We start from the raw sequence: 23,766 nt of genomic DNA, 5'->3' as shown, positions 1-23,766 counted from the left end.
CTGCCACCTTTTTTACTTTTTCCCTGATATCCCGTGTCTAACTGGCAAATTCCCCCATCGGTAGAGCTTCCCCAAGAGTTTTTAAAAATAGTCCAAGACTACACCCCAGAGTCGGATGGCAGCGTCGTGGCACAAATATTATGGCATCGCGGTGTCCAAGATGGGGCGACTCTGCGGACGTTTCTGGATGAGAAAGCTTATCAGTCAAAAACTCCCTTTGATTTTGGGCAAGAAATGAACTTCGCCGTCAAAAGACTGGAAAAAGCCCTAAATAAAGGCGAAAAAGTGACTATTTGGGGTGATTTTGATGCCGATGGTGTCACCGCTACCAGTGTCCTTTGGGAAGGATTGGGGCAGTTTTTTCCACCCTATCAACAGTTAGATTATTACATACCCGATCGCCAAAAAGAATCCCACGGCCTCAATTGTCCCGGTATCGAGAAACTAGCGCATCAAGGAACCCGTTTAATCGTCACCTGTGACACGGGAAGCACGAATATCGCTGAAATTGACTATGCAAACAGTCTAGGAATCGATATTATCATCACCGATCATCATACCCTACCCGACGAGCGCCCCGAGGTGATTGCCCTGATTAATCCCCGCTATTTTGTGGAAACCCATCCTTTCTATCATCTTTCTGGGGTTGCCGTTGCTTATAAATTAGTGGAAGCGATGTATTTAACCCTGGCAGATATTCCCAGAAAACCCCTAGAAAATTTACTGGATTTAGTTGCGATTGGTTTAATTGCTGATTTAGTCAAATTGACGGGAGAATGTCGTTATTTAGCCCAAAAAGGTCTTCAAAAACTGCAAAATACTCAGCGTTTAGGAGTTAAAAAATTACTCGATTTATGTAACAAAACCGGAGATAGACCGATGGATATATCCTTCGGTATTGGACCGCGAATTAATGCCGTCAGTCGCATTTATGGCGATGCTAGATTTTGTGTGGAATTACTCACCAGTGAAGATGAAAAGCGTTGTCACGAATTAGCTGAACAAGCGGAATTAGCCAATATTCGTCGCCAAGAAATCCAACGGGATATTATTAAACAAGTTCAGAAAAAACTAGAGAGAATTGATCTTTCTACCACTAATGTAATTATTTTAGATGATCCCCAATGGCCGGCGGGAATTTTAGGATTAGTTGCGGGACAAATTGCCCAAGAATACCAGCGACCAACAATTTTATTAAGTACCAGTGAACCACCTTTTGCTAAGGGTTCCGCTCGGTCAATTCGTGAGATCGATCTCTATCAATTAGTATCCTCTCAATCCCATCTTTTACATCGTTTTGGTGGTCATCCTTTGGCCGCGGGTTTAAGTTTAACCATAGAAAATTTACCCCTATTTATTGAGGGAATTAATCAACAGTTGCGACGCACAGGAATTGATTTAACTTCCCTTTCTTCCCAGATAGAAGTGGATGCGGTGGTGACGGTTTCCCAATTGGGAAAAAGTCTATTTCGAGAATTAAAATTACTGGAACCCTGCGGGATGGGTAATCCGACACCGAAGCTATTAATTCAAAATTGTTATTTTCAAAATCTTTGGCATAAAAATCTTGAGGATTTAAAAGGCAAAAAAATTACTTATCCCCGGACAACTTTTGAGATCTGGGATAGTTCAATCGAGCAGGGATTCCCCGGTATGTGGTGGGGTCATCACAAAGATGAAATTGCTGCCGATACCCATTATAATGCCTTAGTCGAATTAGATTTTAATACCTACAAAAATCGCTATGAAGTGCGCTTAATTGCTCTGCAAATTTATCAACAAGAATCCCTAATCTATAGCAATAAAAAAGATTTTTTAATCGACAATCGCAATCGGGAAATTAATCAACAAGTTAGCCAATTAAATCCACTTTTTCTCTGGGAATGTCCCCGGGATTGGACAAAACTTTCTAGGGAATATCAACAGGCAATTTTACGGGATAAAAAGTTAGTTCTTGCCTATGCTAGTCCTTTAAAAAAATCCGCTCACACCACATGGATAAACCTTGTGGGGATTGGGAAATATTTAGCTAGAACTAAAACCAGTATTTCCCGTCAACAATTACAAAACCGCTTAAACCTCAGTTATCATACCCTAGAATTAGGATTAATTTCCCTAGCAGAAAATGGCTTTAAAGTCAAGAAAAATCAAGAAAATTTATCCTTTGAATTAGTCAATCATGAGGCAAAAATTAATAAGATTGAACAATTTCTAGAAGCGGTGGCCCTAGAAAACTTTCTCCAGCAATACTTTGCTACTGTTCCCCTAGAAATTCTGCAAACAATTCTTAATCACGAAGACTCGATCGATTTCTAATTAGGGGTTGCTAAAAAAGTTTGTTGGTGGGGTGTAGGGTGTAGGGTGTGGGGTGTAGGGTGTGGGGTGTAGGGTGTGGGGTGTAGGGTGTGGGGAGTTTTCTCAGTGAAGTGATTACTGATAACTGATAACTGATTACTGATTACTGATAACTGATTACTGATTACTGATAACTGATAACTGATTACTGATTACTGATAACTGATAACTGATAACTGATAACTGATTACTGATAACTGATTACTGATTACTGATTACTGATAACTGATAACTGATAACTGATAACTGATAACTGATAACTGATAACTGATAACTGATAACTGATAACTGATAACTGATAACTGATAACTGATAACTGATGATTACTGATTACTGATTACTGATTACTGATTACTGATTACTGATTACTGATTACTGATAACTCCTTGACCGAAGAATTTCGGGGGTTTTGCTAGGGTATAAACTTCCGTATTTTGTGCGATAGCTTGACGAATATAGAGAGGAGTTTGTAACATTCCTAGTAAAGTCATGCCATCAATTAAACGTAATCCTCCCGTAGTTGTATCGCTGATTAATTCATCCACCACCTCGGGATCGGGACGAGTATTTAAAGGATGATTAGCACAGAGAGTAAAACCCCAAGGGGAACCATAACTAGGAGTGGGAGCGCAATAGGAATGAACGTGGGGAAAAACTGCTTTTAAAGTATTCACCAAACGCGCATGATACATCACCGAAGGAGGAGAAACCGGGCCAGATTGGACAACCACAATGCCATTTTCGGCCAAAACTCTTTGTAGTTTTTCAAAGTATTCTTTCGTGAATAGGGGGAAAGAAGGACCCTCTCCGATGGGATCAACCAGATCGGAAATAATAATATCCCATTTATCGTTAGTGGTGTCTAAAACTTCTAAAGCATCAGCCACAACTAACTCAAAACGAGGATCATCAAAAGTGCCTTGGTGCATTTCGGGAAGATGTTCCTTACAAGCTGCCACCACATCCCCATCGATATCGATCATCATCACTTTTTCGATTGTTTTCCAACGCAATAACTCCCGCGTTGTCGCACCTTCACCACCTCCCAGAATTAAAGCAGTTTTTGCTTCTTGGTGGGCAATCATTGCCGGTTGCACTAATGCTTCATGATAAATAAATTCATCCCCCGTACAAGATTGCCATTTCCCATCCAGTACCAAGGCTTTTCCATAGGCCCCCGATTCAACAATATACATCTCCTGAAAAGCGGTTTTTTTGTAGGCTAAAATCCGCGAAACCCCATGACTATAAATGTCCCAGGGGGTAATATATTCGTTAACCCATAGATCCGCTTTTAGTTCACTTCCTGCCATAACTAATCCTCCTTGGGGTGAAAAAGGCACGATCTGTTATTATACGACAATTGACAAAATTCGATCGATAACCTGAAATTATCTCCCAGTCATCCCGAAGCTGCCGATAATCGATCGCTGAAAAACGGTAAGCTAGAAAAGATTAAGTAAGTAGTTATAATTAAATTGAAGATAGATTTTGCCTCTGATCCCCCCTGCCCCCCTTGATAAGGGGGGTGCCGATAGGCGGGGGGATCTCCCTTGATAAGGGGGGTGCCGATCCCCCCTTAATCCCCCGTTGATAAGGGGGGTATTTGATAATTTTTAACGCCTACCTACTTAGCGAACAGTAAACTTCTAGCCACTAACCTATGACCAAAAACGAGACTACCGAGAAAAAGATTTTTCTCCTAGATTTTGAGAAACCCCTCTACGAATTAGAATCCCGCATCGAACAGATTAAAGAATTAGCCCAAGAAAATAGCGTAGATGTCTCGGAACAAATTAGTCAACTAGACGAACGAGCTAATCAATTACGTCGTGAGATTTTTAGCAATCTCACTCCTTCCCAACGGCTACAATTAGCCCGTCATCCCCGGCGCCCCAGTACCCTAGATTATATTCAAGCCATCACCGATGAATGGTTCGAGTTGCACGGGGATCGCGGTGGTTACGACGATCCCGCTCTTGTGGGGGGTGTTGCCCGTTTTAACGGTCGTCCCGTGGTGATTATCGGGCATCAAAAAGGCCGGGATACTAAGGATAATGTGGCTAGAAATTTCGGCATGGCTGCCCCCGGTGGTTATCGTAAAGCCATGCGTTTAATGGAACACGCCCATCAGTTTAATCAGCCAATTTTAACCTTTATTGACACCCCCGGCGCCTGGGCGGGGGTAGAAGCGGAAAAATTAGGTCAAGGGGAAGCGATCGCCTATAATCTTCGGGAAATGTTCCGTTTAGATGTGCCGATCATTTGTACTGTTATTGGCGAAGGTGGTTCCGGCGGTGCTTTGGGGATTGGGGTCGGCGATCGCCTATTAATGTTAGAGCATTCTGTCTATACTGTGGCGACTCCCGAAGCTTGTGCCGCTATTCTCTGGAAAGATGCCAAAAAATCCGATAAAGCGGCAGTTGCCCTCAAAATTACCTCAAAAGATTTAAAAGAGTTAAATATTATCGATCAGATCGTTCCTGAACCCTCCAGAGGAGCCCATGCTGATCCGATTAAAGCGGCAGCCAATTTAAAAGCCGCTATTAGTGACAATTTAGAGGCTTTATCTTTGTTAACACCCCAACAACGGCGCGAATCTCGTTATCAAAAATTCCGCAATTTAGGCGTATTTTTAGAAGCTACAGCTTAATCAGTGAGCAGTGATCAGTGTGATCAGTTATCAGATGTGAGTTTTCAGTGATTAGTTTGTTTTGTAGATTTGCTAGGCTTCAGCTTCAGTTTGAGGGTTGCACCCAGAAAGCTATAATATTGATGGCAGGTTCAAAGACCAACCAGATGAAACGGCTCCTTCCCCAGCAAAAGTGCAATGGCATGGACGAGTATTATGGCTAGGAATAGGTTGCATCCGTGGCACGGAGAAAGCAGTCATAGATAGGGCAATTAGGGCTGTTTTTGAGCGTTATCACCTCTCTTTAGCCGCTATTGCCGGTATCGCCACCCTTGACATCAAAGCTGATGAACAGGGTTTAATTGCCTACTGTCAGGAGAAAGGATTGCCCCTAAAAACCTTTACTGCCGAGGAGTTGAGAGATATTAAGGTCCCCAATCCCTCAGCTATTGTCAACAAGGAAAGGGGAACCCCTAGCGTCGCCGAAGCTGCCGCTTTAAAAATGGGCGAGACTTTGCTAGTCAGCAAGCAAATAGAAGCAAAATCGGTGACTGTGGCGGTTTCTTTGGCAGCAAGGGAATATAGAGGATACAAAATCGATGCTTAAACAGATTTTATTTCTTAGTAATGGTCATGGCGAGGATTTAAATGCTAGTTTAATTCTGGGGGAATTACAAAAAATTCAGCCCCAATTATCTATAGCTGCTTTGCCTTTAGTGGGAGAGGGAAAAGCTTATCAAAAATTGCCAGTACCCATTATTGCCCCCACTGCCACTATGCCATCGGGGGGAATTATTTATACTAATCCTTTTAATTGGATTAAGGATATTGGTGCGGGATTAATTGGTCTAACTATTAAACAAATTCGGGCAGCTTTTAAAGTTAGCAATAATTGTGATTTATTGATAGCAGTGGGGGATATAGTGCCAATTGCGATCGCTCGTTTAACTGGTCGTCCTTTTGTGGCTTTTATTGTTTCTACTTCCAGTTATTACGAAGGTAGAATTAAATTACCTTTACTCACAGAATTATGTTTAAGATCAGACAAGTGTTTAAGGGTTTTTACCAGAGATAAATATACAGCAACAGATCTACAAAATCGGGGTATTAAAAAAGCGATTTTTGCTGGTTATCCGATTATGGATGTCCTAACACCAACGGGTAAAGATTTGGAATTAGATAGTCAAATTCCCATGATTGCTTTATTAGCGGGGAGTCGTTTACCCGAAGCTTTGAGTAATTTAGCTTTACAGTTACAAGTCTGTGAGGAAATAGTTAAAATTAAGCCGATGCAGTTTCGGGCTGCTATCGTTCCTAGCATCCGAGAAACCGACTTAGAAAATTTAGCTAAACAAGAGGGATGGCATTATTTAGGAGCGGGAAAATTAGAGAAAAATGGGGCTTTATTGTACTGTTATCGTGATGCTTTTGCCGATATTCTACACCATTGTGACGCTTGTTTAGCCATGGCAGGTACAGCAGTAGAACAAGCGGTAGGATTAGGAAAACCCGTCCTACAAATACCCGGATTTGGTCCCCAATTTACCTACCCTTTTGCTGAGGCACAAATGCGCTTACTAGGGGAATCGGTGATAACTATTGGACAGAAACCCACAGAGGTAAATTTATTTAAAAATGCCGCGGTTAAAATTATCGATATTTTGGCAGATTATCGTTATTTACACAGATGTTTAGAGAATGGTAAAATTAGAGTGGGAGAGTCTGGAGGTAGCAGAAATATTGCCGAGGAAATTTATATAAACCTAGGGTGTTAAGTAGCTGGTTATAATTAAATTAAAAATTGATTTTAGGTTCTATCCCCCCTTAATAAGGGGCATCTGAAAGTTTTTAATACCTACCTACTTAGGGCAGCGTAATCCAGCTTAAAATTAGCTCAATTACCTTTTAATTAACCATAGTCATTTTCCCGAACAGATAAAAACTCAGCCACTGCTTGATTAAAAGTTTCAGGTTCCCCTAAAAATGCCCAATGATTACCCTGTATCTTTTTAATCTCTAGAGAAGTTAAATACTTTTTATAGGATTGAATTTGCCAAGTAGTGCGATTTAATCCTTGTTGAGGAAGGATTAATAAACTGGGAATATCTAAAGTTTTAGTTAATCCAGCAAACCCCATGACATCCTCAAAAATTTCCCCGCGTGCCGATAAAGTAAATTTACTGCTCCAACTACCATCCGCTTTTTGTTCGATGGCATTTTTAAACACCTCTTGCTGTAAATTTGACCAACCTTTATATTGTTTTAATTGACGAGCGATCGCTTCTATGCTCTGATAACTATCAAAGGAACGAGTAATCTTTAAAAAGGGCAAAACCTGATAGAGAATCGGAAAAGTTATCCTAATCCAACTAGGCATTTTATCGATAAAAAAGGGATCGACTAAAATTAAACTCTTAAATACTTCTGGCTGTTGAGTTGCCCAAATTGCCGCTATTTTAGCACTCCAAGAATGACCTAAAATATGTGCTTGCGTCCAACCTAAATGATTAATTAAAGCCCTTAAATCGCCGATATAATCCTGAAAGTGATAACCGGTTGCGGGTTTACCGCTTTCCCCATGTCCCCGCAAATCTGGGGCAATAACTTGATAATTTGAGCTTAAATAATCGCCCAAACTTGACCAAACCAAAGCATGATCCGCCATGCCATGCAATAATAGTAGAGGGATACCTCGATCGCTCCATTGTAAATAGGAAATTGTCATCGAGTTATTGGTAAAAGTCCGGCGTTGTGGCATAAATTCTCGGCTGATTTTTACTCTATAATTTAAATATCACTTAATAAAACTTCATACAATGGCACTACAATCTCCGATCACTGCGACTAGCTTAGAGCAATTGTCTTGGACATGGCAAGGTCACACCATCCCCTACACTGTGCGGGGAGAAGGACAACCCCTAGTCTTAATTCACGGTTTTGGCGCATCTATCGGTCATTGGCGCAAAAATATCCCCGTTTTAGCGGAAAATGGCTATCAAGTCTATGCCCTAGATCTCTTGGGATTTGGGGGTGCGGATAAGCCCGCTTTAGATTATAGTCTCAACCTTTGGCAGCGGCAAATACAAGACTTTTGGCGGGAAAAAATCGCAAAACCGACCGTATTTGTCGGTAATTCCATCGGGGGACTGATTACCTTAATGCTGATGGCAGAATCTCCCGAAATCACTGCCGGAGGAGTAATTATCAACTGTGCCGGAGGATTAAACCATCGTCCCGAAGAATTAAATTTCCCTTTGCGTTTAATCATGGCTGCCTTTACCGGTTTAGTTAGTTCTCCCGTGACAGGAAAGTTTATTTTTGAACAGGTAAGGCAGAAAAATCGCATCCGTAACACTTTAAAACAGGTTTATCGGGATCATACCGCGATTACCGAGGAATTAGTCGAAATTCTCTATCAACCCTCCTGTGATGCGGGTGCGTGGGGAGTGTTCGCATCGGTGTTGACAGCACCCCCCGGACCTTCTCCCCAGGAATTATTACCGCAAATCGATCGCCCTTTATTGGTACTCTGGGGAGAGGATGACCCTTGGACACCGATCGCCGGTTCGGTAATTTACCAAGAAAGAGCTAAAATGGGAAATAATACCCAATTTTATCCGATTGCCAAAGCTGGTCACTGTCCCCACGATGAACATCCCGAAAAAGTTAATCAATTAATTTTGAGTTGGCTGTCGGAAATGGGGATTTAGTCAGTTATGGAAGATTTTAGCGATTAATAGTTACTGGAGAAATCTGCCAATCGGGGCGAAGATTTTTCGCCCCCCGGAGATAGACGTGCTGCATTTCCCCTTGTAGTTTGGGAGTATTAACGTGGAGAATTACGCGAATACACTTTTCTAGACTACCAGCGACGTGCATCTGTTGCACATCGAGGAGGGGGACATTTTGCCAGTCGGGACGTTCGCGAGCGATAGCAGCGGGGAAAATCGCGTCTAAATCCTGAGTTGCCGTAAAGATAATACTAACAATATCATCGGGATCGAGACTATTGTGAATTTCGATCGCTTCGAGGAGTTCTGTTACTGCTTCTCGTATAGCTTCAATAGTATTAACCGTTACCGTCGTTGCTCCCCGAATGGCTCGAACCTTCCACTGCACGATTGTCATCCTCCGCTAATCCTGATGAGTCAATTTTAGGGGTTAACGCGCCCTTTTTCTCGACTTTAATCTGGTCATCAGGGTCGGTATAACCACAATAGTTGTCCGTTCACTTCCAATTCAAATTCTAGACGCTGTAGGGTTTTTTGTAATCCTAGGGGTATTTGGGAACGATTACCCGTCAGACGACTGAGGAGGGGTTTCGGTTCTTCGATAGTCTGACATTTAGTTTTATCTGGGGGTAATCCTGCCAATTCTAGCGCCCAAAGTCGGGCATCTTCCTCGGTTCCTAAGCGATCAACCACTCCTAATTCTAACGCCTGTTGACCGGTAAAAATGCGCCCATCAGCAAAACTTTTCACCTGATTGACATCTAAATTTCTCGCTCCGGCGACGGTTTGCAGAAATTGCTGATAACTGGTATCGATCATATCCTGGAGAATTCTTTCTTCTTCATCAGTTAATTCTCGATCGAAGGAGAGAATATCTTTATAAGGGCCCGATTTAATCACTTTAAACGAAACTCCCACCTTATCCAACAATCTTTCTAGATTGTTCCCCCTCAGGATAACACCAATCGAGCCGGTAATCGTGCCGGGGTTAGCCATAATATAATTAGCCCCCATACCGATATAAACGCCGCCAGAGGCGGAAATATTGCCAAAACTAGCGATTATTTTGGTGGTTTTTTGTAACCGCTTCAATGCTTCATAAATTTCTTGGGAATCCCCCACGGTTCCCCCAGGGGAGTCAATGCGGAGAAGTAGGGCGGGATATTGCCTTTCTTTGACGATTTCTAGGGCTTTTAAGACTCTTTTGCGGGTATCGGAGGCAATTGCACCTGTAATTTCTATTCGAGCGATTTGTTTGCGGGTTTTCGGTTTAAAAGGCCAGACCATCAGGTTTAAGTATCTCTCAAAAAAGGACTCTTTCTAATCTAACGCTTTGATCGTTCTAGGTTAAGCAGACATTATATTTCAGAATTTAAGAACAAAATGTCTGGTTAAGTGTATAATAGCATTAAGTGATCAGAGTTGAGGTAGGCGAGGTGAACATTTGGGTAAGGTGGAATCCTTTAATTTAGATGGCTTAGATCTGTTTTTCAATTCTCATGATCATTTGCCACCTCATTTTCATGTTCGTAAACCGGGGCAATGGGAAATTAGAGTTTTTTTCTTGCTTTGTAATCAAGAAAATGGTCTAAAGTTTGAGGTAAAATGGCCCGCCAATGCCAAAATATCTAGTAAGGAAAAAAAGCAAATACTCGACCACGTTTTAGCCAATCGTTCTAAACTCCTGAGCGAATGGGAGGCAAAAGTCTGTATTCAGGGGAATTAATCATGTTAAACAAGCCAGAAATTACTGTTATAATTGAGGATAAAGAAAGTTATAATTTCTTGCCAGAGTCTCAATCTGTGCAGATTCTTTCCTTACCAGATTTAAAGAATATTGATTCTTTAAAAAAAATCTTTATTTGTACTTCTTTGACTGGTTTAAAAGCAGTGTCAGATATTGTCAGAACCGCTAGTGATAAACATCATCTGCGAGGTCTTTTTATCCGAGCAGACATTGATTCTATCTACTTGCCGCAACTATTTAAACGGGCCAATTTACGCACCCTGCGAAATACCCTCGTTTATCGAGATTTTACTTTACCGACAAGGGTAATTAATGCTTGGATATGGGGAGCGCAAGAACATTTAATCGCCACAGCTTTAGTTATTGGGGAAAGTTTATTAATCAGTCGCTGTGATTTCGATGATCTAGAAATTCCCTTTGCATCTATGCCAGCTTTACAGCGTATTCCTCTAGAAGAAAGAGAGAAGTTTATTATAGCAGAAGATGGTAGTTATATTCATTGGCCAGTGGTGGACATTCATCTTGATATAGCGGCTTTTTTGAGTGTGATTGAACCGGCAGCAAAACAAAAGTTTACAGCGATTAAATTAAAACATGATCAGATTTTCGGTCAAGCGATTGCCTCTTTACGCAAACAGCATCAACTGCGACAATCAGATATTATAGGAGTATCCGAGCGTCAAGTGAGACGCATTGAACAGGGAGAAGGAACAAAGGTAGAAACCCTTAATTTATTTGCTCAAGCTCACAACATGGAACTTAATGATTATCTTGATGCTGTTGCTGGGTTAATCGATAATACTTCAGTAGATTTGCTCCAATCTTAAGCTTTTAAACCTTGATTAATTCGAGTAATTGTGCTTCGGTTAGCTGAGTAATGCCCAATTCTAGGGCTTTTTCTAGTTTAGAACCCGCCGCTTCTCCTAGCAGTAAATAATCGGTTTTTTTGCTCACAGAACCCGTCACTTTCCCCCCGGCTTTTTCGATTAATTCTTTCGCTTCCTCCCGTTTGAGAGTTGGTAAAGTGCCAGTAATAACAAAGGTTTTCCCTGCTAAGGTGGCTTTAGTGGTGGTGGTTTTTGCTGCTGCGGCAAATTGTAAACCGGCCGCCTGTAATTTAGCGACTAAATCCCGATTAGCCTCGATTCTAAACCAATCATAGACCGATTGAGCGATTTCTTCACCGATACCATAGACAGAAGCTAAATCAGTCACGCTGGCGTTAGCTAACTCCTCCACAGTCCGAAAACTTTCGGCGAGAATTTTGGCGTTAACGCTGCCCACATAGCGAATTCCTAGCCCATAAAGTACCCTCGACCAGCTTTGATTTTTGCTCTGAGTGATAGCTGTAATCAAATTTAAGGCGGATTTCTTGCCCATTCTGTCTAATTTGGCAATTTCTGTTTTTTCGAGGCTGTAGAGGTCAGAAATGGCGGTAACTAATCCCTGTTCAATCAGCAAAATCACCACTTTTTCCCCTAATCCCCGGATATCGAGAGCGTCGCGACTGGCCCAATGTACTACACTTCCCCGCAAAATCGCCGGACAGGAACTATTAACACAGCGCGTCACCGCTTCCCCCACCGGACGGACTAGGGGAGATTGACATTCAGGGCAATTAGTGGGCATCTGGAAGGGTAAAGTCTGGTTAGGACGCAATTCTGGCAGGATTCTCACCACTTCCGGGATAATTTCCCCCGCTTTGCGGATAATTACCGTGTCACCGACTCGGATATCTAATTCGGCCACTCGATCTCTATTATGTAAAGTAGCCCTTTGTACGGTGGTCCCTGCTACCTGTACTGGTTCCATCACCGCCATGGGTGTGACTGCGCCGGTGCGTCCCACATTGACGATAATATCTTTAACTACTGTGGGGACTTCTTCGGCAGGATATTTTAAAGCGATGGCCCACCGGGGGAATTTTTGGGTGAATCCTAACCGATTTTGTCGCTGTAAATCGTTGATTTTGACTACGACACCATCGGTCATGTAGGCTAATTGATGACGTTTTTCTTGCCAATCTTGATAGTATTGCGCCACTTCTTGCAGGGATGGACAGAGTTGACGGTGGGGATTAACCAGAAATCCCATGGTTTCTAATCTATCTAAGGATTGCCATTGAGTAGTGATATGGTTATCGTCTAAATGTAGGGTATAGGCAAAAAATTGTAAGCGTCTTTTATCAACTATTTTCGGATCTAATTGTCGTAGGGTTCCTGCTGCTGCATTGCGGGGATTAGCAAAGAGAGATTCCCCTTTTTCTTCTCTTTCTTGATTGATTTTATCGAAGGTATCGAGGGGTAAAAAGGCTTCGCCGCGCACTTCCACAATTGCCGGGGGATTATCTATATTTAAGCGTAAAGGAATAGAGCGAATTGTCCGCACATTGGGGGTAATATCTTCGCCAGTGACTCCATCCCCTCTAGTAACACCTCTGACTAAAAAGCCGTTTTCGTAGGTTAAAGCTAACGCGGAACCATCGATTTTTAATTCACACACATATTCCGTGTCTTGGGTTTCATTTATATATCTCTGCCAACGGCTGCCCCATTTATTTAATTCTTCTAGGTTAAAGGCATTTTCGAGACTATACAGGGGAATATTATGACGAACAGAAACGAATTGACTAGAGATTTTATCCCCGACTCTTTGGGTGGGACTATCGGAGGTGATTAATTGGGGATAACGCTTTTCTAGGTCTTCTAATTCCCGATAAAGTTGATCATAAACGCTATCGGGTATAAAAGGATCATCAAGAACATAATAAGCATAACTGGCTCTTTGTAGTTCTGTTTTTAGTTGTTGGCAACGTTGTTGGATTTCTAAGGGGATAGTCATAATCGTTAATAATGCTACTGGGCAAAGACCATTTGAGGAGTTAATTGTAAATCGGGGAATGTTACCGATTTTATCCTATCTTCGTTATTAAATTCTGCCAGTTCATAAAATCCCGAAATCAGGGTTAAAACCGATATTTTTAGGGCAATAGGATCGATAATCCAGTATTCAGTAATGCCTCTTACCGCATATTCTGAACGCTTATAACGGTAGTCATCATCGGCATTACCAGGGCTAACGATTTCTACAACTAAGAGGGGGGGAAATTCAATCACTGCTGTGGTCATATTTCTAATCTCTTGACATTGTTCGGCAGTTAAAATCATTAAGTCTGGAATTCTCGATTTAGCTTTATCGGTGCGAATTCCCACCGTGGCGGGCATAACTTTCCAAGTTAGATTTAATCTTTTAATTTCTGCCATTAAATAATCATAAATAAAGGCAAGAATTAAAGCATGAAAGCCACTAGCGGGAGGCATGGAAATTAATTCTCCGTTAAATAATTCGTACTTATTATCTGTGGAGTCCTGATAATTTAAATATTCTGCAAAGCTATATATTTTTTGTCGGGTAGCAATCATGATAACCTCCAGCCGAGATTTTACTATTCAAAAACCATTTGAGGAGTTAATTGTAAATCGGGAAATGTCACCGATATTATTCTATCTTCTTTGTTAAATTCTGCCAGTTCATAAAATCCTGAAATCAGGGTTAAAACCGATATTTTTAGGGCAATAGAATCGATAATCCAGTATTCAGGAATGCCTCTCACTGCGTATTCTGAACGTTTATAACGGTAGTCATCATCGGCATTACCCGGGCTAACAATTTCTACAACTAAGAGGGGAGGAAATTCAATCACTGCTGTGGTCATATTTCTAATCTCTTGACATTGTTCGGCAGTTAAAATCATTAAGTCTGGAATTCTCGATTTAGCTTTATCGGTGCGAATTCCTACGGTGGCGGGCATAACTTGCCAGTCTAATTGTAGCCTCTCTATTTCCCTTTCTAACACCTTAAATATATATCTAAGTATCAAAGCATGAAAGCCACTAGCGGGAGGCATGGGAATTAATTCTCCGTTAAATAATTCGTATTTATTATCTGTGGAGTCCTGATAATTTAAATATTCTGTAAAGGTATATATTTTTTGTTGGGTAGCAACCATAATAATCTCTAGAAAAAACTTAATTGAATCTCCTTAAGGGGGGTAGGGTTGATTCATGAATCAACCCTACTATGAATCAACCCTAGGGTTAGGGGGGAACTGACAATTTTTAACACCTAGCTTTTTACTTAAGATTCGATATCCTCAACTTTTTTGGGAACTGTTGCAGTTAAAACCTCATTTCCTGTGGCAGTAACTAACACATCATCTTCGATACGGATACCGATACCTCGCCATTTTTCTGGCACTTCCGGCTGTCCTTCAGCAGGTTTAATATCGGGGGAGATATAAATCCCCGGTTCCACGGTTAAAACATGACCGGGTTGCAAAGTTTGCCAAGTTTCTTCGTTAACTTTATAACCTCCTGCATCATGGACATCTAATCCTAACCAATGACCAGTTCTGTGCATATAAAAAGGCTTATATTTTTCCTCTTTAATTATCTCATCAATATCGCCGACCAATAGCCCTAAATCCACTAATCCCTCGACAATTGTCCTCACGGCTGTGTCATGAAAAAGATTATAAGGATTACCGGTTTTTACCACTTCAATCGCCTTTAATTGAGCTTCCAGAACAATTTCATAGATAATTTTTTGTTCGGGGGTAAATTTACCATTAACGGGAAAAGTGCGGGTAATATCACCGTTATAGTAATTGTAGGCACAACCGGCATCAATTAACAAAAGCTCATTTTCTTGTACTTGGCGATTATTGTTGATATAGTGCAGAATACAGGCATTAGCACCACTAGCAACAATAGAAGGATAAGCAGGACCCATACCCCCTTCTAGGCGAAAAGTATGCTCGATTTCCGCTTGAATTTGATACTCGTAGTGACCAACTTTGGTAAATTCTCTGGCCCGATTATGTGCCTGTGCTGAAATAGCAGTTGCTTGGCGAATATTGTCCAATTCGGCCTCGGTTTTCAGTAAGCGCAAAGGATGGAGAATAAAATTAGTATCCTCTAAAGCAGTCGGTCCAGTGCCGCGACGGGGAAAAGTGGCGATTAATTTTTGCCAGTGCTTTAGAACATTTGTATTAAAAGTTTTGTCCCGTCCGAGATGATAATAAATTCGGTCGGCTTTTTCGAGATATTGAGGTAATTTTTCGTCCAATTCTTCGATAGAATAGGCCTCATCAGCAGCAAAAATCTCCTTTGCTCCTTCCACACCGTGGAGATAGCCTGTCCAGGTTTCTTTTTCCGGGTCCTTTGGCTGTACGAACAGGATAAACTGATGTTCGGGGTGATGGGGTGCTAAAACCGCCACCGCCTCTGGTTCATTAAATCCTGTCAGGTAAAAAAAGTCACTATCCTGACGATAGGTGTATTCTACGTCATTGTGCATGACCACCATGGGCGCACTGCGAAAAATTGCGGTTCCATTGCCGATTTTTTCCATTACCTGCTGACGACGGTGTTGAAACTCTCTGCGATCGATGCCCATAGATATTCCTAAAAATGTCACAATAAGTCCTAGAGTCTATTATCGCTAATATTTTTAATTTATGACCCCTGAAGAACCGGATTTTTCCCAAGATATCATCGAAAGGCGCGAGTTTACCCTAGCAGATTTTATCGCTCAAGAGGGGGCGGATTTCCTCAAAGGGGAATCTCCTGTCCCCAAATTAGTGCAGGTAAGGACTGAAATTAAACAGTTTATTGCCGCTAATTTAGGGGATTCTTCGGGAGCTTTGCAGATAATTTTACAGCTTATCGTCGATGAAGAATTAACAAAAGTCAGTCAAAATTTAGATAATCCCGTTCAAGCTTTACAGTTAATCCTAGAAGAAATTTTAGACAATCAAGAATTACTCTATGAATTAGTACACCGAGTCGATGTGAAATGGGGACAATTATACGGAGAACGTCCCTATTTTCAACAACCCAATCAAAAACCTCACCCTGAAGACGAATACACTCACAATTCCGTCAGAGATAAGTTAGTCAGTTTATTAGCCAGATTAGAACCGAATAAGTAGGGTCTGCTGAATAAATCTAAAAACCTTGTTGGATAAGACTTTTGGACTTTTTTCCCCTCAAAAAGTGCCAGCCATTGCGGGGATCGGGGGGAAAATTCCAGGACTTTTTCCCTGAAAATTAGGTAGTTGACCACCTGAAAATCGATAAAACCCCACACCCCACACCCAATCCCCCCGATGTCGGGGGGATTGGGGGGCCACACCCTGCCCCCAGGAAAAGCTTTTTCAGCAAACCCTAAGTAGTAGAGCCTATAGCAGTTATGAGGAGACTCCGAGACGATGCCCTATCAAGACATACCTTATCTTTAGGAAAAACTCTGTATTTTAATTATTTCTTAATAAACAGAGACTAACAGGACTGACAAGGAGTATCTATCCCTAGACAGACAACCGGGGACGGTCAGGGGTGAAAATAGGTGTAAGATGAAAAAATTCTCCGATAACTGTTGCCCTATCCCCGCGTGCCTATCTATTCCTACTATACCGCCGATGTTTTTAGCGATCGCATTTTTGGCGGTAATCCCCTGGCGGTTTTTCCGGAAGCGTCTGGATTAACCCACACCCAGATGCAAAAAATCGCCGCCGAATTTAACTTCTCAGAGACAGTCTTCGTTTTTCCGCCAGAAACGACCCAAGGCAGCAAAAAAGTCCTGATTTTCACCCCCAGTACCGAATTACCCTTTGCAGGGCATCCTACCGTCGGCACAGCCTATATTTTAGCCCTAATCGGTGCTATTCCCCCCCACCAAGAAACCACGATTTATCTGGAGGAAGGAGTCGGTTTAGTACCGGTAAAAATTCTCATGGACGGGGAAAAACCGGTCTATAGTGAGTTAAAAGTGGCACAATTGCCAGAATTAGTGGCGGATAATTATGCTCTCGATGATTTAGCGGCGATTCTTTCCCTAAGCGTTGCCGATTTCTTACCCGGTTATCCCCCTCGCGCCTTTTCCTGTGGCCTTCCTTTTTTATTCATCCCCGTTAGAAACCGCGATATTTTAGGGAAAATAAAACTAAATCTAAGTCTCTGGTCATCATTATTGGGACAATCCCCCGCTAATTCCCTTTTTGTCTGCTGTTTTGAACCAGAATCACCCCAATCTCGTCTCTATGGCCGAATGTTTGCCCCCGGTTTAGGAGTTATGGAAGATCCCGCCACCGGTTCGGCTGTGGCCGCTTTAGCGGGCTATCTAGGGGGGTTAGAATCTTCTAGGGAAGGGATGAATCAATGGACGATAATCCAGGGAGTGGAAATGGGCAGACCAAGCAACATACAATTAAAGTTTCAGAAAAATAACCGGTCAATTACGGAAGTTTCTGTGGGTGGTGCATCAGTTCTAGTCTGCCAAGGCAAGATGATAATTCCCGATGGGGAAGCACTTTAGCTGGTTAGAAAATGAATGGTTTCCGCTAGGGACTTTAGCTCTAAATCCGAGATTTTGTCATCATTCCAATAACTAATTTCTTTGCCTACTTTTTCGATAAAATAATTGGCTGCATAACGATATCTTTGTTGACAGGCTTCCCGAGCGAAATCCACCAGAGCTTTGGCGTATGATTCGGGGGAATGATTATTTTCTAGCCAAATTTGACCATTTTTACCGATAGTCTGATAGAATTGCGGATCGTGAAGAAATTGATAGAAATGTTGATGTAAATCGGCGATTTCGTTGCCAACAGTCACATAACCTACGGTATTTTCTGGCAACTCACTATACCAGCCTATTTTAGTCACTAAACTTGGCAAACCATGGCTCCAAATCTGCAGCTGACTGACGGATGCTTCTCCCATAGTAGGATAACGTAAATTGATTGCTAAATCTGCGTCAGCTAAGGCGGTTTCTAATTTGGTTTCCGTAACAAAACCATGCAAGGTTACTAAATTATTTAAATTTAAGCTATTAATTTTTTGAACGAGATAATTACTATCCCATAATTCTCCATAAATGTCTAAGCGAAAAGCTTGTTTTTGGGAAAAACTAGCTAAAGCATCCAGAATCATATCAACACATCTATTTTTTCCAATATGACCAAAAACAATTAGTTGATAAAAATCCCGGTTTTTCTGCAATTCGTAATTTGATGACAAATCGCATCTAGAATAGGGTAGGGGAAAATAAGCAGTAAGAAGCGCATTTTCTTGCCGAAACTTACGATAACCTTCCTGACTGTGAGTAATCACCCCAATAGCATTTTTTAACGCTAAAGGAGTCAGGGGATAATTATCAGCCATAAATTGCATAGTAATTTTCTGATCCCACCACATTTCTGTGGCTATTTTTCCTTCCTTTCCATAGTAATAGAACATTTGATTAAGATAGCCATCTAGGTCATTATTGATTCTAGCAATTTCACTAAAAAAATCCTGCAGCTTTAAATCATGAAGGACAACTATACCGGGGCATTGACAACTAATCCGCCAGATATCCTCATGAAAATCTGGGTTATTACCAATATGATAAATATTTATGTCTGCTTGGTTAATTTTTGACCACATTATGTTACCTCTATGGTAGGAGTTAACTTTAACATAGTTGTTTAGTTCTCGATCGTAAATTTTTTGATTAGTCCATAGTTCTAACTGACAATTTTTAATCAAAGCTGGCAAGATACAAGTCATGTAATCAGCGATACCAGTTTTAGCGGGAGGTAAAGGGGAAAACCAATTAATTTTCATGCGAGTAGTTTTTTGATAACGTTTGACCAATTAATATCGAGACTTTTGTAGTATTCACCAGCAGATTTACCTAAGTTTGCTGCCCAAGACCGATTTTCCCAAAGTTCGTCCATCGCTGCTGCTAGAGCATTAGCCGTCGGTTCCACAATTAAACCGGTTTCTCGATCACGAATAAATTCCAGGGGTCCTCCCGAATCTTGGCAGGTAATCACCGGTTTAGAAGCTAACATTCCTTCCAGGGTGACATATCCGTAATCTTCGTCAAAAGGTGGATAGATAACTCCTAGGGATTTAGCAGAATAGGCAATTTTTTGTTCATTAGTTATTCTGCCGATAAACCTGGCTCTTTCTGTTAGTCCCAGCTTGGCAATTTTTTCCTGCAAATAAATGTCAAAATTACCCTCGGCTTTACCAGCAAAAATAACTGGCACGGGGTGAGTTGTTTTTGCTAAGGCTTCCAGCACCAATTCCTGTCGTTTAATCCGATTAATGCGGCTGGGAAAAAAGAAATAACCCTCCTCTTCCTGAAAATAAAAGGAATCTGCATCTTGAGGGGGATGATAGACAGCCATAGAATCAACATTATTATAGGTTTTCAGACGGCGGACAACCTTTTGAGAAATTGTATAAATTCCTTGACATTCGGCACAAACTTTATTATCCGCTCTGATAATGCTTTCTCGAATCGCTAACCCGTTGGCACTGATATCTAAACCATCATATTCACCACCCCAGAGATCGTAGGCCTGCCGATGTTGATGCAATAACCATAGAACTTTATTGGGATGCTGAATTAAATAGGCGGGAAATTTTAGGCCGATTAATCGATCAATTTTCTGTCCGTAAAAACTTGATAAATCTAGCAAGCGACAGCTTAACATTGTGTCTAATATTCTCTCTAAGGGATCAGACCGAAAAGGTATTGCTACTATTTCAGCTTCGTGACCTGCTTCTTGTAGTGATTGACATAATTGTGTGGCTAAAATTTCCGCACCACCATAAATAAAGGGGGCTTGACTTGTGGCAATAATAATTCGCATAGATAAGCACTCAAAATAATCTAATTTTTACAGTTTATAGCCGATTATCGCATAATCCATCGGACCATAAAAACATTCATTAAATCGCTTGGCGATTTCCGAGTCTTCGCAGATAGCAGTTTCCGTTGAAGGGTTTAAATTAAGAATTTCTACCTCGGCAAAACCGCAGTATTGCCCTAGGAATTGAGTCATTAAACTGGGTAGAGGATTGCGGTGGGTTGGATCGAAGTAAAAATTACAACTGCCCACTAAAACATTAGCAGGATTGGGAGTCTCAAAGATAACCAAACCTCGATGACGCAGCACTCGAAATGCTTCATTTAATAGCTTGACTAATATTTCAAAGGGTAGATGTTCAATAATATGGAATCCCGTGATTACCGCCACGCTTTCGTCTGGCATTGATTGCAAATAAGCGATAACATCCCCTTCTAAAACGTCTAATCCTCGACTTTGACACTGTTCAATGACGACTCGGTTTAGATCGATACCTCTGGCTCTGTAACCATTATCTCGCAAAAGCTCTAACCACTCTCCCCGACCACAACCTAAATCTAAAATCAGCGAGTCTCCCGGAGCAATTTGTGCTTCTCTGAGTCGAGGAAGATATACTTCTAATCTCCTATTAATTTCCTCGCGACTGCCGCGAAAATGCTCCTCAAAAGCGAAGTAAAAAGCATCTAGAGAATGATCTAACTCTCCCGCAAAAATTTGCGCTGGTTCCCTCGAAAATCCCTCTTCCGATCCTGCTGTCACTTCTAAAAACTTATTAATTAAGCGCTTTTGTTGCAGTAAATCTATCTTCAAATAATGGCTATTTTGAAAATTCTTCTCATTACTATCTTTAATTTGGGTTTCTAGATACTCCTGCAATTGCTCGGTCTTCTGATACAATTCTCGATCGAGGTGTTGGATTTGGGTTTGCAGTCCCTCTTGAATTTGATTAGCGATCCGATCGCGCTTTTGATCTAGTTGCTCGATTTGGCTTTGCAGCCCCTCTTGAATTTGATTGGCGATCCGATCGCGCTTTTGATCTAGTTGCTCGATTTGGCTTTGCAGCCCCTCTTGAATTTGATTAGCGATCCTATCCCCCTTTTGAGCCAGTTGCTCGATTTGGCTTTGCATCTCTCGCTCAAGTTCCTGGATTTCTCCTTGGAGTTCATCTTGATTTTGCTGCTGCCGCTCCTGCCATTTTTGGTCAAGATTATGCAGTTTTTCCTGTAGATTTTGGGTATTATTGACCAGATTTTTCTCCACCGCTTGGCTGTAACCAGATAAACTCTGACTAACCGCCATTAAATTCTCTAAATCTCGCTGGGATTGCGATCGCAAACTTTCCACCTCTGATAATAACTGTCGATTTAATTGTAGGCATTCTCGCAAGGCACTGGCCAGATTGAAGTTCACTTCCCTTTGATCGCGAAATATGGTATTGAGAATCTTTAAAGCCAGAGCTTGCAAGGGTTTAAATAATAACCAGGGGAAACGTCCAAATTTCTCTGGCAGTTGGTTACGCACTGCCGCTCTTGACTCGGCTGTTTTGATAAATCCCTCTATATAATCGATTTGATTATTAATTGCTTCCCGATCAAAATCCCCCTTCAGGACTAATTCCCTTGTCGCTGCCGGTGGTGGTGGTAATGGTGCTGAGGGAACCCCAAGGTGCAGATTTTGACGCAGGGCTTCTCGGCGAATTTTATCAAGCAAATGCTTGACATTTAGATGGGGATAGTAAGTTTCGATAGTCATAGAAGAAAAAATTAAGTTTAATATTCTCGTTTATTCCGGAACCGACAGAGACGAAACTGCCACTATCGAGAATCTAGATTCTCGATAGTGACTACCAATCCCATCTTACAGGTTCCTGTACCATCAGGCTGGGAGGGCATCGCTGTTAAGACAGTTTTTTTCTGATAAAGTTTCCCCGAACAAGACATTTGCTGCCCTGTGGTGACGGAGCGGCAAGTTTCTGGCTCTCTCGACAATAGCCCATCAGGTTTTAGAACCAAAAAATTAAACCTCAGAATCAGAAAAGAGTTCGATAGATACCAGACTAGACATTTTTAGATTTGTTTCCGCTCCCTCTAACACACACAGATTAGCAGCCAGAAAAAATTCCCGCCAAATTCCAGCACCAGCAGTGAGGATCAGATGGCTAGGGTTGGACAAATTGCCCCAGCAAAATTGACCGAGGAAGTCGGACTAACCTATGGGTACATCTCGATAAACTAAGACAGTTTAAATATTGTAACCGAATTGCCAAATCAAGGTGAATCAGGGTGTATTCTGAGGGGTGGGGATATAAAGTTAGGTCTTAAAGAATCTACTCAGTCTGGTCGGGGTTCAGTCTTCAGCGATCATTACCGACGGTAGAAGACCTTGAGCGAAACTACTCCCACAAAAAAAAATTTTGCCATAGCTTGATAATTGAGGTCATCTATGCTATACTTTAGGGGTTCGTAATCTGAGATTTATTAAACTTCTGAAATCGTAGAGTCAGCAAGGAATCTAGGGGAGCATCTCATTTATGCAAGTGAGTAATTATACTTATCCTTAAAGCTGGTTTCTAGCAAGGCTTTCAAAATAGCTTGACATAAAAACCTGATTTAGGGGTTACAAAGGTGAGATGCTCCCGAATCCAGTTCTTTTTTATGTTTCAGATGGGCATCATTCAGACATTCATAAATAGCTGAAGAAAAGTCAGAAAAGTTTTCATAATATTTACCATATAAACATTTCTTTTTGACAAATTTCCACAACCTTTCAATTAAATTTAGATTAGGCGAATAAGACGGCAGATAGAGTAGCTCTATTGACAAAGAAAGAGCCAATTCTTCAACAATTTTACATTTCTGATAGCGGGCATTATCTAAGACTAGAGTGATGGGAATCATTAGTCCTAAAGCAGCTATTTTTTCAATAAGTTCACAGACTTGAGTTGCTGTAATATAAGTGTCATTAGTAACCAGAATAACTTCATGAGTTATTGCGTTCAATGCTCCTAAAACATTGAAGCGTTTACGCCCGCTCGGTGACTTAACAAAAAGTCTCTCAAAACACCAAACAAAACCGAGAAAAGCTCCCATAACAAAGTGAGCGGCATCAACAAAAAAAACAGCCCTTTTTCCTTCTTTAGCCTCATTTAGTCTGGGTTCTAGCTTTTTTTCTTTGTAGTCCTCTTGTTCATCTGGGTCAGCTTTAGAAGGAAGAGAACCTACTTTTAAACATTTCATTCCCATTGATTTTAAAAATTTTCTCACTTGGGTAGGACTTCGTTTTATTCCCGTCAATTCTTCTCTCCTATATACAGCTTCATTTATTGTGGCTGGTGGATTTTTCTCGAAATATTTTTTGAGCGTTTCTCTTTGAGACTCTAATTCACTTTTAGGGCGATAGAAGTTGATTTCTTTTAATTTTTCTATTCCGCCTTCTTGATAATCTCGAAGATATAGCAATTCTTGGAGCTATGAGGTACAATAGAAAGCAAATAGACAAATAATAGAACTTACCAGCTTCCTATGAGACCCTATTCCGTAGATTTTCGCCAAAAAATTATCGATGTCTGGAAGAAAGAAAAAATTTCCATTCGAGG

Annotated in this window: 22 protein-coding genes and 1 pseudogene; 9 read left to right on the top strand and 14 right to left on the bottom strand. The window is 41.3% G+C overall.

Annotation, left to right across the window (positions count from 1 at the left end; translation table 11 throughout):
• The first annotated feature begins 33 nt into the window (after positions 1–33).
• The gene (gene recJ, locus H6F92_RS18740) at positions 34–2,316 is read left to right on the top strand and encodes a single-stranded-DNA-specific exonuclease RecJ (protein ID WP_190359055.1); all 2,283 of its coding nucleotides are present in this window, start codon (positions 34–36) and stop codon (positions 2,314–2,316) included.
• Positions 2,317–2,720: 404 nt separating this feature from the next.
• Here recJ and H6F92_RS18735 read toward each other — a convergent pair whose 3' ends face one another.
• Positions 2,721–3,668 carry a fused MFS/spermidine synthase gene (locus tag H6F92_RS18735; protein ID WP_190359054.1) on the bottom strand — a complete coding sequence of 316 codons (948 nt, stop codon included), beginning with the start codon at positions 3,666–3,668 and terminating at the stop codon, positions 2,721–2,723.
• A 350-nt stretch (positions 3,669–4,018) separates the two neighbouring features.
• On the opposite strand from H6F92_RS18735, the gene accA reads away from it, so the two are divergent.
• From accA to H6F92_RS18720, 3 genes are all read left to right on the top strand, one after another.
• Positions 4,019–5,008 carry an acetyl-CoA carboxylase carboxyl transferase subunit alpha gene (accA, locus tag H6F92_RS18730; RefSeq protein WP_190359053.1) on the top strand — a complete coding sequence of 330 codons (990 nt, stop codon included), beginning with the start codon at positions 4,019–4,021 and terminating at the stop codon, positions 5,006–5,008.
• 118 nt (positions 5,009–5,126) lie between these two features.
• Positions 5,127–5,594 carry a cobalamin biosynthesis protein gene (locus H6F92_RS18725; RefSeq protein WP_190359079.1) on the top strand — a complete coding sequence of 156 codons (468 nt, stop codon included), beginning with the start codon at positions 5,127–5,129 and terminating at the stop codon, positions 5,592–5,594.
• Positions 5,587–6,762 carry a lipid-A-disaccharide synthase-related protein gene (locus H6F92_RS18720; protein ID WP_190359052.1) on the top strand — a complete coding sequence of 392 codons (1,176 nt, stop codon included), beginning with the start codon at positions 5,587–5,589 and terminating at the stop codon, positions 6,760–6,762. The genes H6F92_RS18725 and H6F92_RS18720 overlap by 8 nt, the downstream gene beginning before the upstream one ends.
• Before the next feature lie 134 nt (positions 6,763–6,896).
• Here H6F92_RS18720 and H6F92_RS18715 read toward each other — a convergent pair whose 3' ends face one another.
• The gene (locus H6F92_RS18715; protein WP_190359051.1) at positions 6,897–7,745 is read right to left on the bottom strand and encodes an alpha/beta fold hydrolase; all 849 of its coding nucleotides are present in this window, start codon (positions 7,743–7,745) and stop codon (positions 6,897–6,899) included.
• 58 nt (positions 7,746–7,803) lie between these two features.
• On the opposite strand from H6F92_RS18715, the gene H6F92_RS18710 reads away from it, so the two are divergent.
• Positions 7,804–8,697, top strand: coding sequence for an alpha/beta fold hydrolase (locus tag H6F92_RS18710; protein ID WP_190359050.1), 894 nt, complete (start codon positions 7,804–7,806; stop codon positions 8,695–8,697).
• A gap of 16 nt (positions 8,698–8,713) precedes the next feature.
• Here the strand turns inward: H6F92_RS18710 and aroH are convergent, their stop codons facing one another.
• On the bottom strand, positions 8,714–9,115 hold the full coding sequence (gene aroH / locus H6F92_RS18705; protein WP_190359049.1) for a chorismate mutase: 402 nt from the start codon (positions 9,113–9,115) through the stop codon (positions 8,714–8,716).
• A gap of 68 nt (positions 9,116–9,183) precedes the next feature.
• On the bottom strand, positions 9,184–10,005 hold the full coding sequence (gene sppA / locus H6F92_RS18700) for a signal peptide peptidase SppA (protein ID WP_002739893.1): 822 nt from the start codon (positions 10,003–10,005) through the stop codon (positions 9,184–9,186).
• A 166-nt stretch (positions 10,006–10,171) separates the two neighbouring features.
• On the opposite strand from sppA, the gene H6F92_RS18695 reads away from it, so the two are divergent.
• Positions 10,172–10,444 (top strand): DUF4160 domain-containing protein, encoded by a 273-nt coding sequence (locus H6F92_RS18695; protein WP_265795363.1) that lies wholly within the window; start codon positions 10,172–10,174, stop codon positions 10,442–10,444.
• A 2-nt stretch (positions 10,445–10,446) separates the two neighbouring features.
• Positions 10,447–11,292 (top strand): hypothetical protein, encoded by an 846-nt coding sequence (locus H6F92_RS18690; protein ID WP_190359047.1) that lies wholly within the window; start codon positions 10,447–10,449, stop codon positions 11,290–11,292.
• Between the two features lie 4 nt (positions 11,293–11,296).
• On the opposite strand, the gene ligA is transcribed toward H6F92_RS18690, so the two are convergent.
• From ligA to H6F92_RS18670, 4 genes are all read right to left on the bottom strand, one after another.
• Positions 11,297–13,306: an NAD-dependent DNA ligase LigA gene (ligA, locus tag H6F92_RS18685; RefSeq protein ID WP_190359046.1), complete on the bottom strand. Its 2,010-nt coding sequence runs from the start codon at positions 13,304–13,306 to the stop codon at positions 11,297–11,299.
• A 14-nt stretch (positions 13,307–13,320) separates the two neighbouring features.
• Entirely contained in the window at positions 13,321–13,887 is a 567-nt protein-coding gene (locus H6F92_RS18680; protein WP_190359045.1) for a Uma2 family endonuclease, read from the bottom strand.
• Between the two features lie 23 nt (positions 13,888–13,910).
• Positions 13,911–14,474: a Uma2 family endonuclease gene (locus H6F92_RS18675; protein ID WP_190359044.1), complete on the bottom strand. Its 564-nt coding sequence runs from the start codon at positions 14,472–14,474 to the stop codon at positions 13,911–13,913.
• A gap of 128 nt (positions 14,475–14,602) precedes the next feature.
• On the bottom strand, positions 14,603–15,922 hold the full coding sequence (locus H6F92_RS18670) for an aminopeptidase P N-terminal domain-containing protein (RefSeq protein ID WP_190359043.1): 1,320 nt from the start codon (positions 15,920–15,922) through the stop codon (positions 14,603–14,605).
• A 61-nt stretch (positions 15,923–15,983) separates the two neighbouring features.
• On the opposite strand from H6F92_RS18670, the gene H6F92_RS18665 reads away from it, so the two are divergent.
• On the top strand, positions 15,984–16,457 hold the full coding sequence (locus H6F92_RS18665) for a hypothetical protein (RefSeq protein ID WP_079209492.1): 474 nt from the start codon (positions 15,984–15,986) through the stop codon (positions 16,455–16,457).
• Here H6F92_RS18665 and H6F92_RS26210 read toward each other — a convergent pair.
• Positions 16,397–16,636 carry a hypothetical protein gene (locus tag H6F92_RS26210; protein ID WP_265795857.1) on the bottom strand — a complete coding sequence of 80 codons (240 nt, stop codon included), beginning with the start codon at positions 16,634–16,636 and terminating at the stop codon, positions 16,397–16,399. The genes H6F92_RS18665 and H6F92_RS26210 overlap by 61 nt on opposite strands.
• 282 nt (positions 16,637–16,918) lie before the next feature.
• On the opposite strand from H6F92_RS26210, the gene H6F92_RS18660 reads away from it, so the two are divergent.
• Positions 16,919–17,842, top strand: coding sequence for a PhzF family phenazine biosynthesis protein (locus H6F92_RS18660; protein WP_190359078.1), 924 nt, complete (start codon positions 16,919–16,921; stop codon positions 17,840–17,842).
• On the opposite strand, the gene H6F92_RS18655 is transcribed toward H6F92_RS18660, so the two are convergent.
• The 5 genes and pseudogenes from H6F92_RS18655 to H6F92_RS18635 form a co-directional block, all read right to left on the bottom strand.
• Positions 17,839–19,134, bottom strand: a complete 1,296-nt coding sequence (locus tag H6F92_RS18655) for a glycosyltransferase (protein WP_190359042.1) — start codon at positions 19,132–19,134, stop codon at positions 17,839–17,841. The two genes, H6F92_RS18660 and H6F92_RS18655, sit on opposite strands and share 4 nt — an antisense overlap.
• Complete coding sequence (locus H6F92_RS18650) at positions 19,131–20,174, bottom strand: glycosyltransferase family 4 protein (protein WP_190359041.1); 1,044 nt, start codon at positions 20,172–20,174, stop codon at positions 19,131–19,133. The genes H6F92_RS18655 and H6F92_RS18650 overlap by 4 nt, the downstream gene beginning before the upstream one ends.
• Positions 20,175–20,201: 27 nt before the next feature.
• The gene (locus tag H6F92_RS18645; RefSeq protein ID WP_190359040.1) at positions 20,202–21,923 is read right to left on the bottom strand and encodes a methionine biosynthesis protein MetW; all 1,722 of its coding nucleotides are present in this window, start codon (positions 21,921–21,923) and stop codon (positions 20,202–20,204) included.
• 62 nt (positions 21,924–21,985) lie between these two features.
• On the bottom strand, positions 21,986–22,183 hold the full coding sequence (locus H6F92_RS18640; protein ID WP_190359039.1) for a hypothetical protein: 198 nt from the start codon (positions 22,181–22,183) through the stop codon (positions 21,986–21,988).
• Between the two features lie 597 nt (positions 22,184–22,780).
• A pseudogene (locus H6F92_RS18635) lies at positions 22,781–23,629 on the bottom strand (IS630 family transposase); the annotation flags it as partial.
• Between the last annotated feature and the right edge of the window lie 137 nt (positions 23,630–23,766).

This window comes from Microcystis wesenbergii FACHB-1317 (assembly GCF_014696875.1).
GTDB classification, from domain to species: domain Bacteria; phylum Cyanobacteriota; class Cyanobacteriia; order Cyanobacteriales; family Microcystaceae; genus Microcystis; species Microcystis wesenbergii_A.
This window is presented reverse-complemented; position numbering and strand designations above follow the sequence as displayed.

Coding starts and splice junctions, on each gene's coding strand:
- H6F92_RS18710 (WP_190359050.1), top strand. CDS start 7,804: ATGGCACTACAATCTCCGATCACTGCGACTAGCTTAGAGCAATTGTCT.
- aroH (WP_190359049.1), bottom strand. CDS start 9,115: ATGACAATCGTGCAGTGGAAGGTTCGAGCCATTCGGGGAGCAACGACG.
- H6F92_RS18670 (WP_190359043.1), bottom strand. CDS start 15,922: ATGGGCATCGATCGCAGAGAGTTTCAACACCGTCGTCAGCAGGTAATG.
- H6F92_RS18675 (WP_190359044.1), bottom strand. CDS start 14,474: ATGGTTGCTACCCAACAAAAAATATATACCTTTACAGAATATTTAAAT.
- sppA (WP_002739893.1), bottom strand. CDS start 10,005: ATGGTCTGGCCTTTTAAACCGAAAACCCGCAAACAAATCGCTCGAATA.
- H6F92_RS18690 (WP_190359047.1), top strand. CDS start 10,447: ATGTTAAACAAGCCAGAAATTACTGTTATAATTGAGGATAAAGAAAGT.
- H6F92_RS18665 (WP_079209492.1), top strand. CDS start 15,984: ATGACCCCTGAAGAACCGGATTTTTCCCAAGATATCATCGAAAGGCGC.
- H6F92_RS18645 (WP_190359040.1), bottom strand. CDS start 21,923: ATGACTATCGAAACTTACTATCCCCATCTAAATGTCAAGCATTTGCTT.
- H6F92_RS18650 (WP_190359041.1), bottom strand. CDS start 20,174: ATGCGAATTATTATTGCCACAAGTCAAGCCCCCTTTATTTATGGTGGT.
- ligA (WP_190359046.1), bottom strand. CDS start 13,306: ATGACTATCCCCTTAGAAATCCAACAACGTTGCCAACAACTAAAAACA.
- accA (WP_190359053.1), top strand. CDS start 4,019: ATGACCAAAAACGAGACTACCGAGAAAAAGATTTTTCTCCTAGATTTT.
- H6F92_RS18720 (WP_190359052.1), top strand. CDS start 5,587: ATGCTTAAACAGATTTTATTTCTTAGTAATGGTCATGGCGAGGATTTA.
- H6F92_RS18715 (WP_190359051.1), bottom strand. CDS start 7,745: ATGCCACAACGCCGGACTTTTACCAATAACTCGATGACAATTTCCTAT.
- H6F92_RS18680 (WP_190359045.1), bottom strand. CDS start 13,887: ATGATTGCTACCCGACAAAAAATATATAGCTTTGCAGAATATTTAAAT.
- H6F92_RS18735 (WP_190359054.1), bottom strand. CDS start 3,668: ATGGCAGGAAGTGAACTAAAAGCGGATCTATGGGTTAACGAATATATT.
- H6F92_RS18655 (WP_190359042.1), bottom strand. CDS start 19,134: ATGAAAATTAATTGGTTTTCCCCTTTACCTCCCGCTAAAACTGGTATC.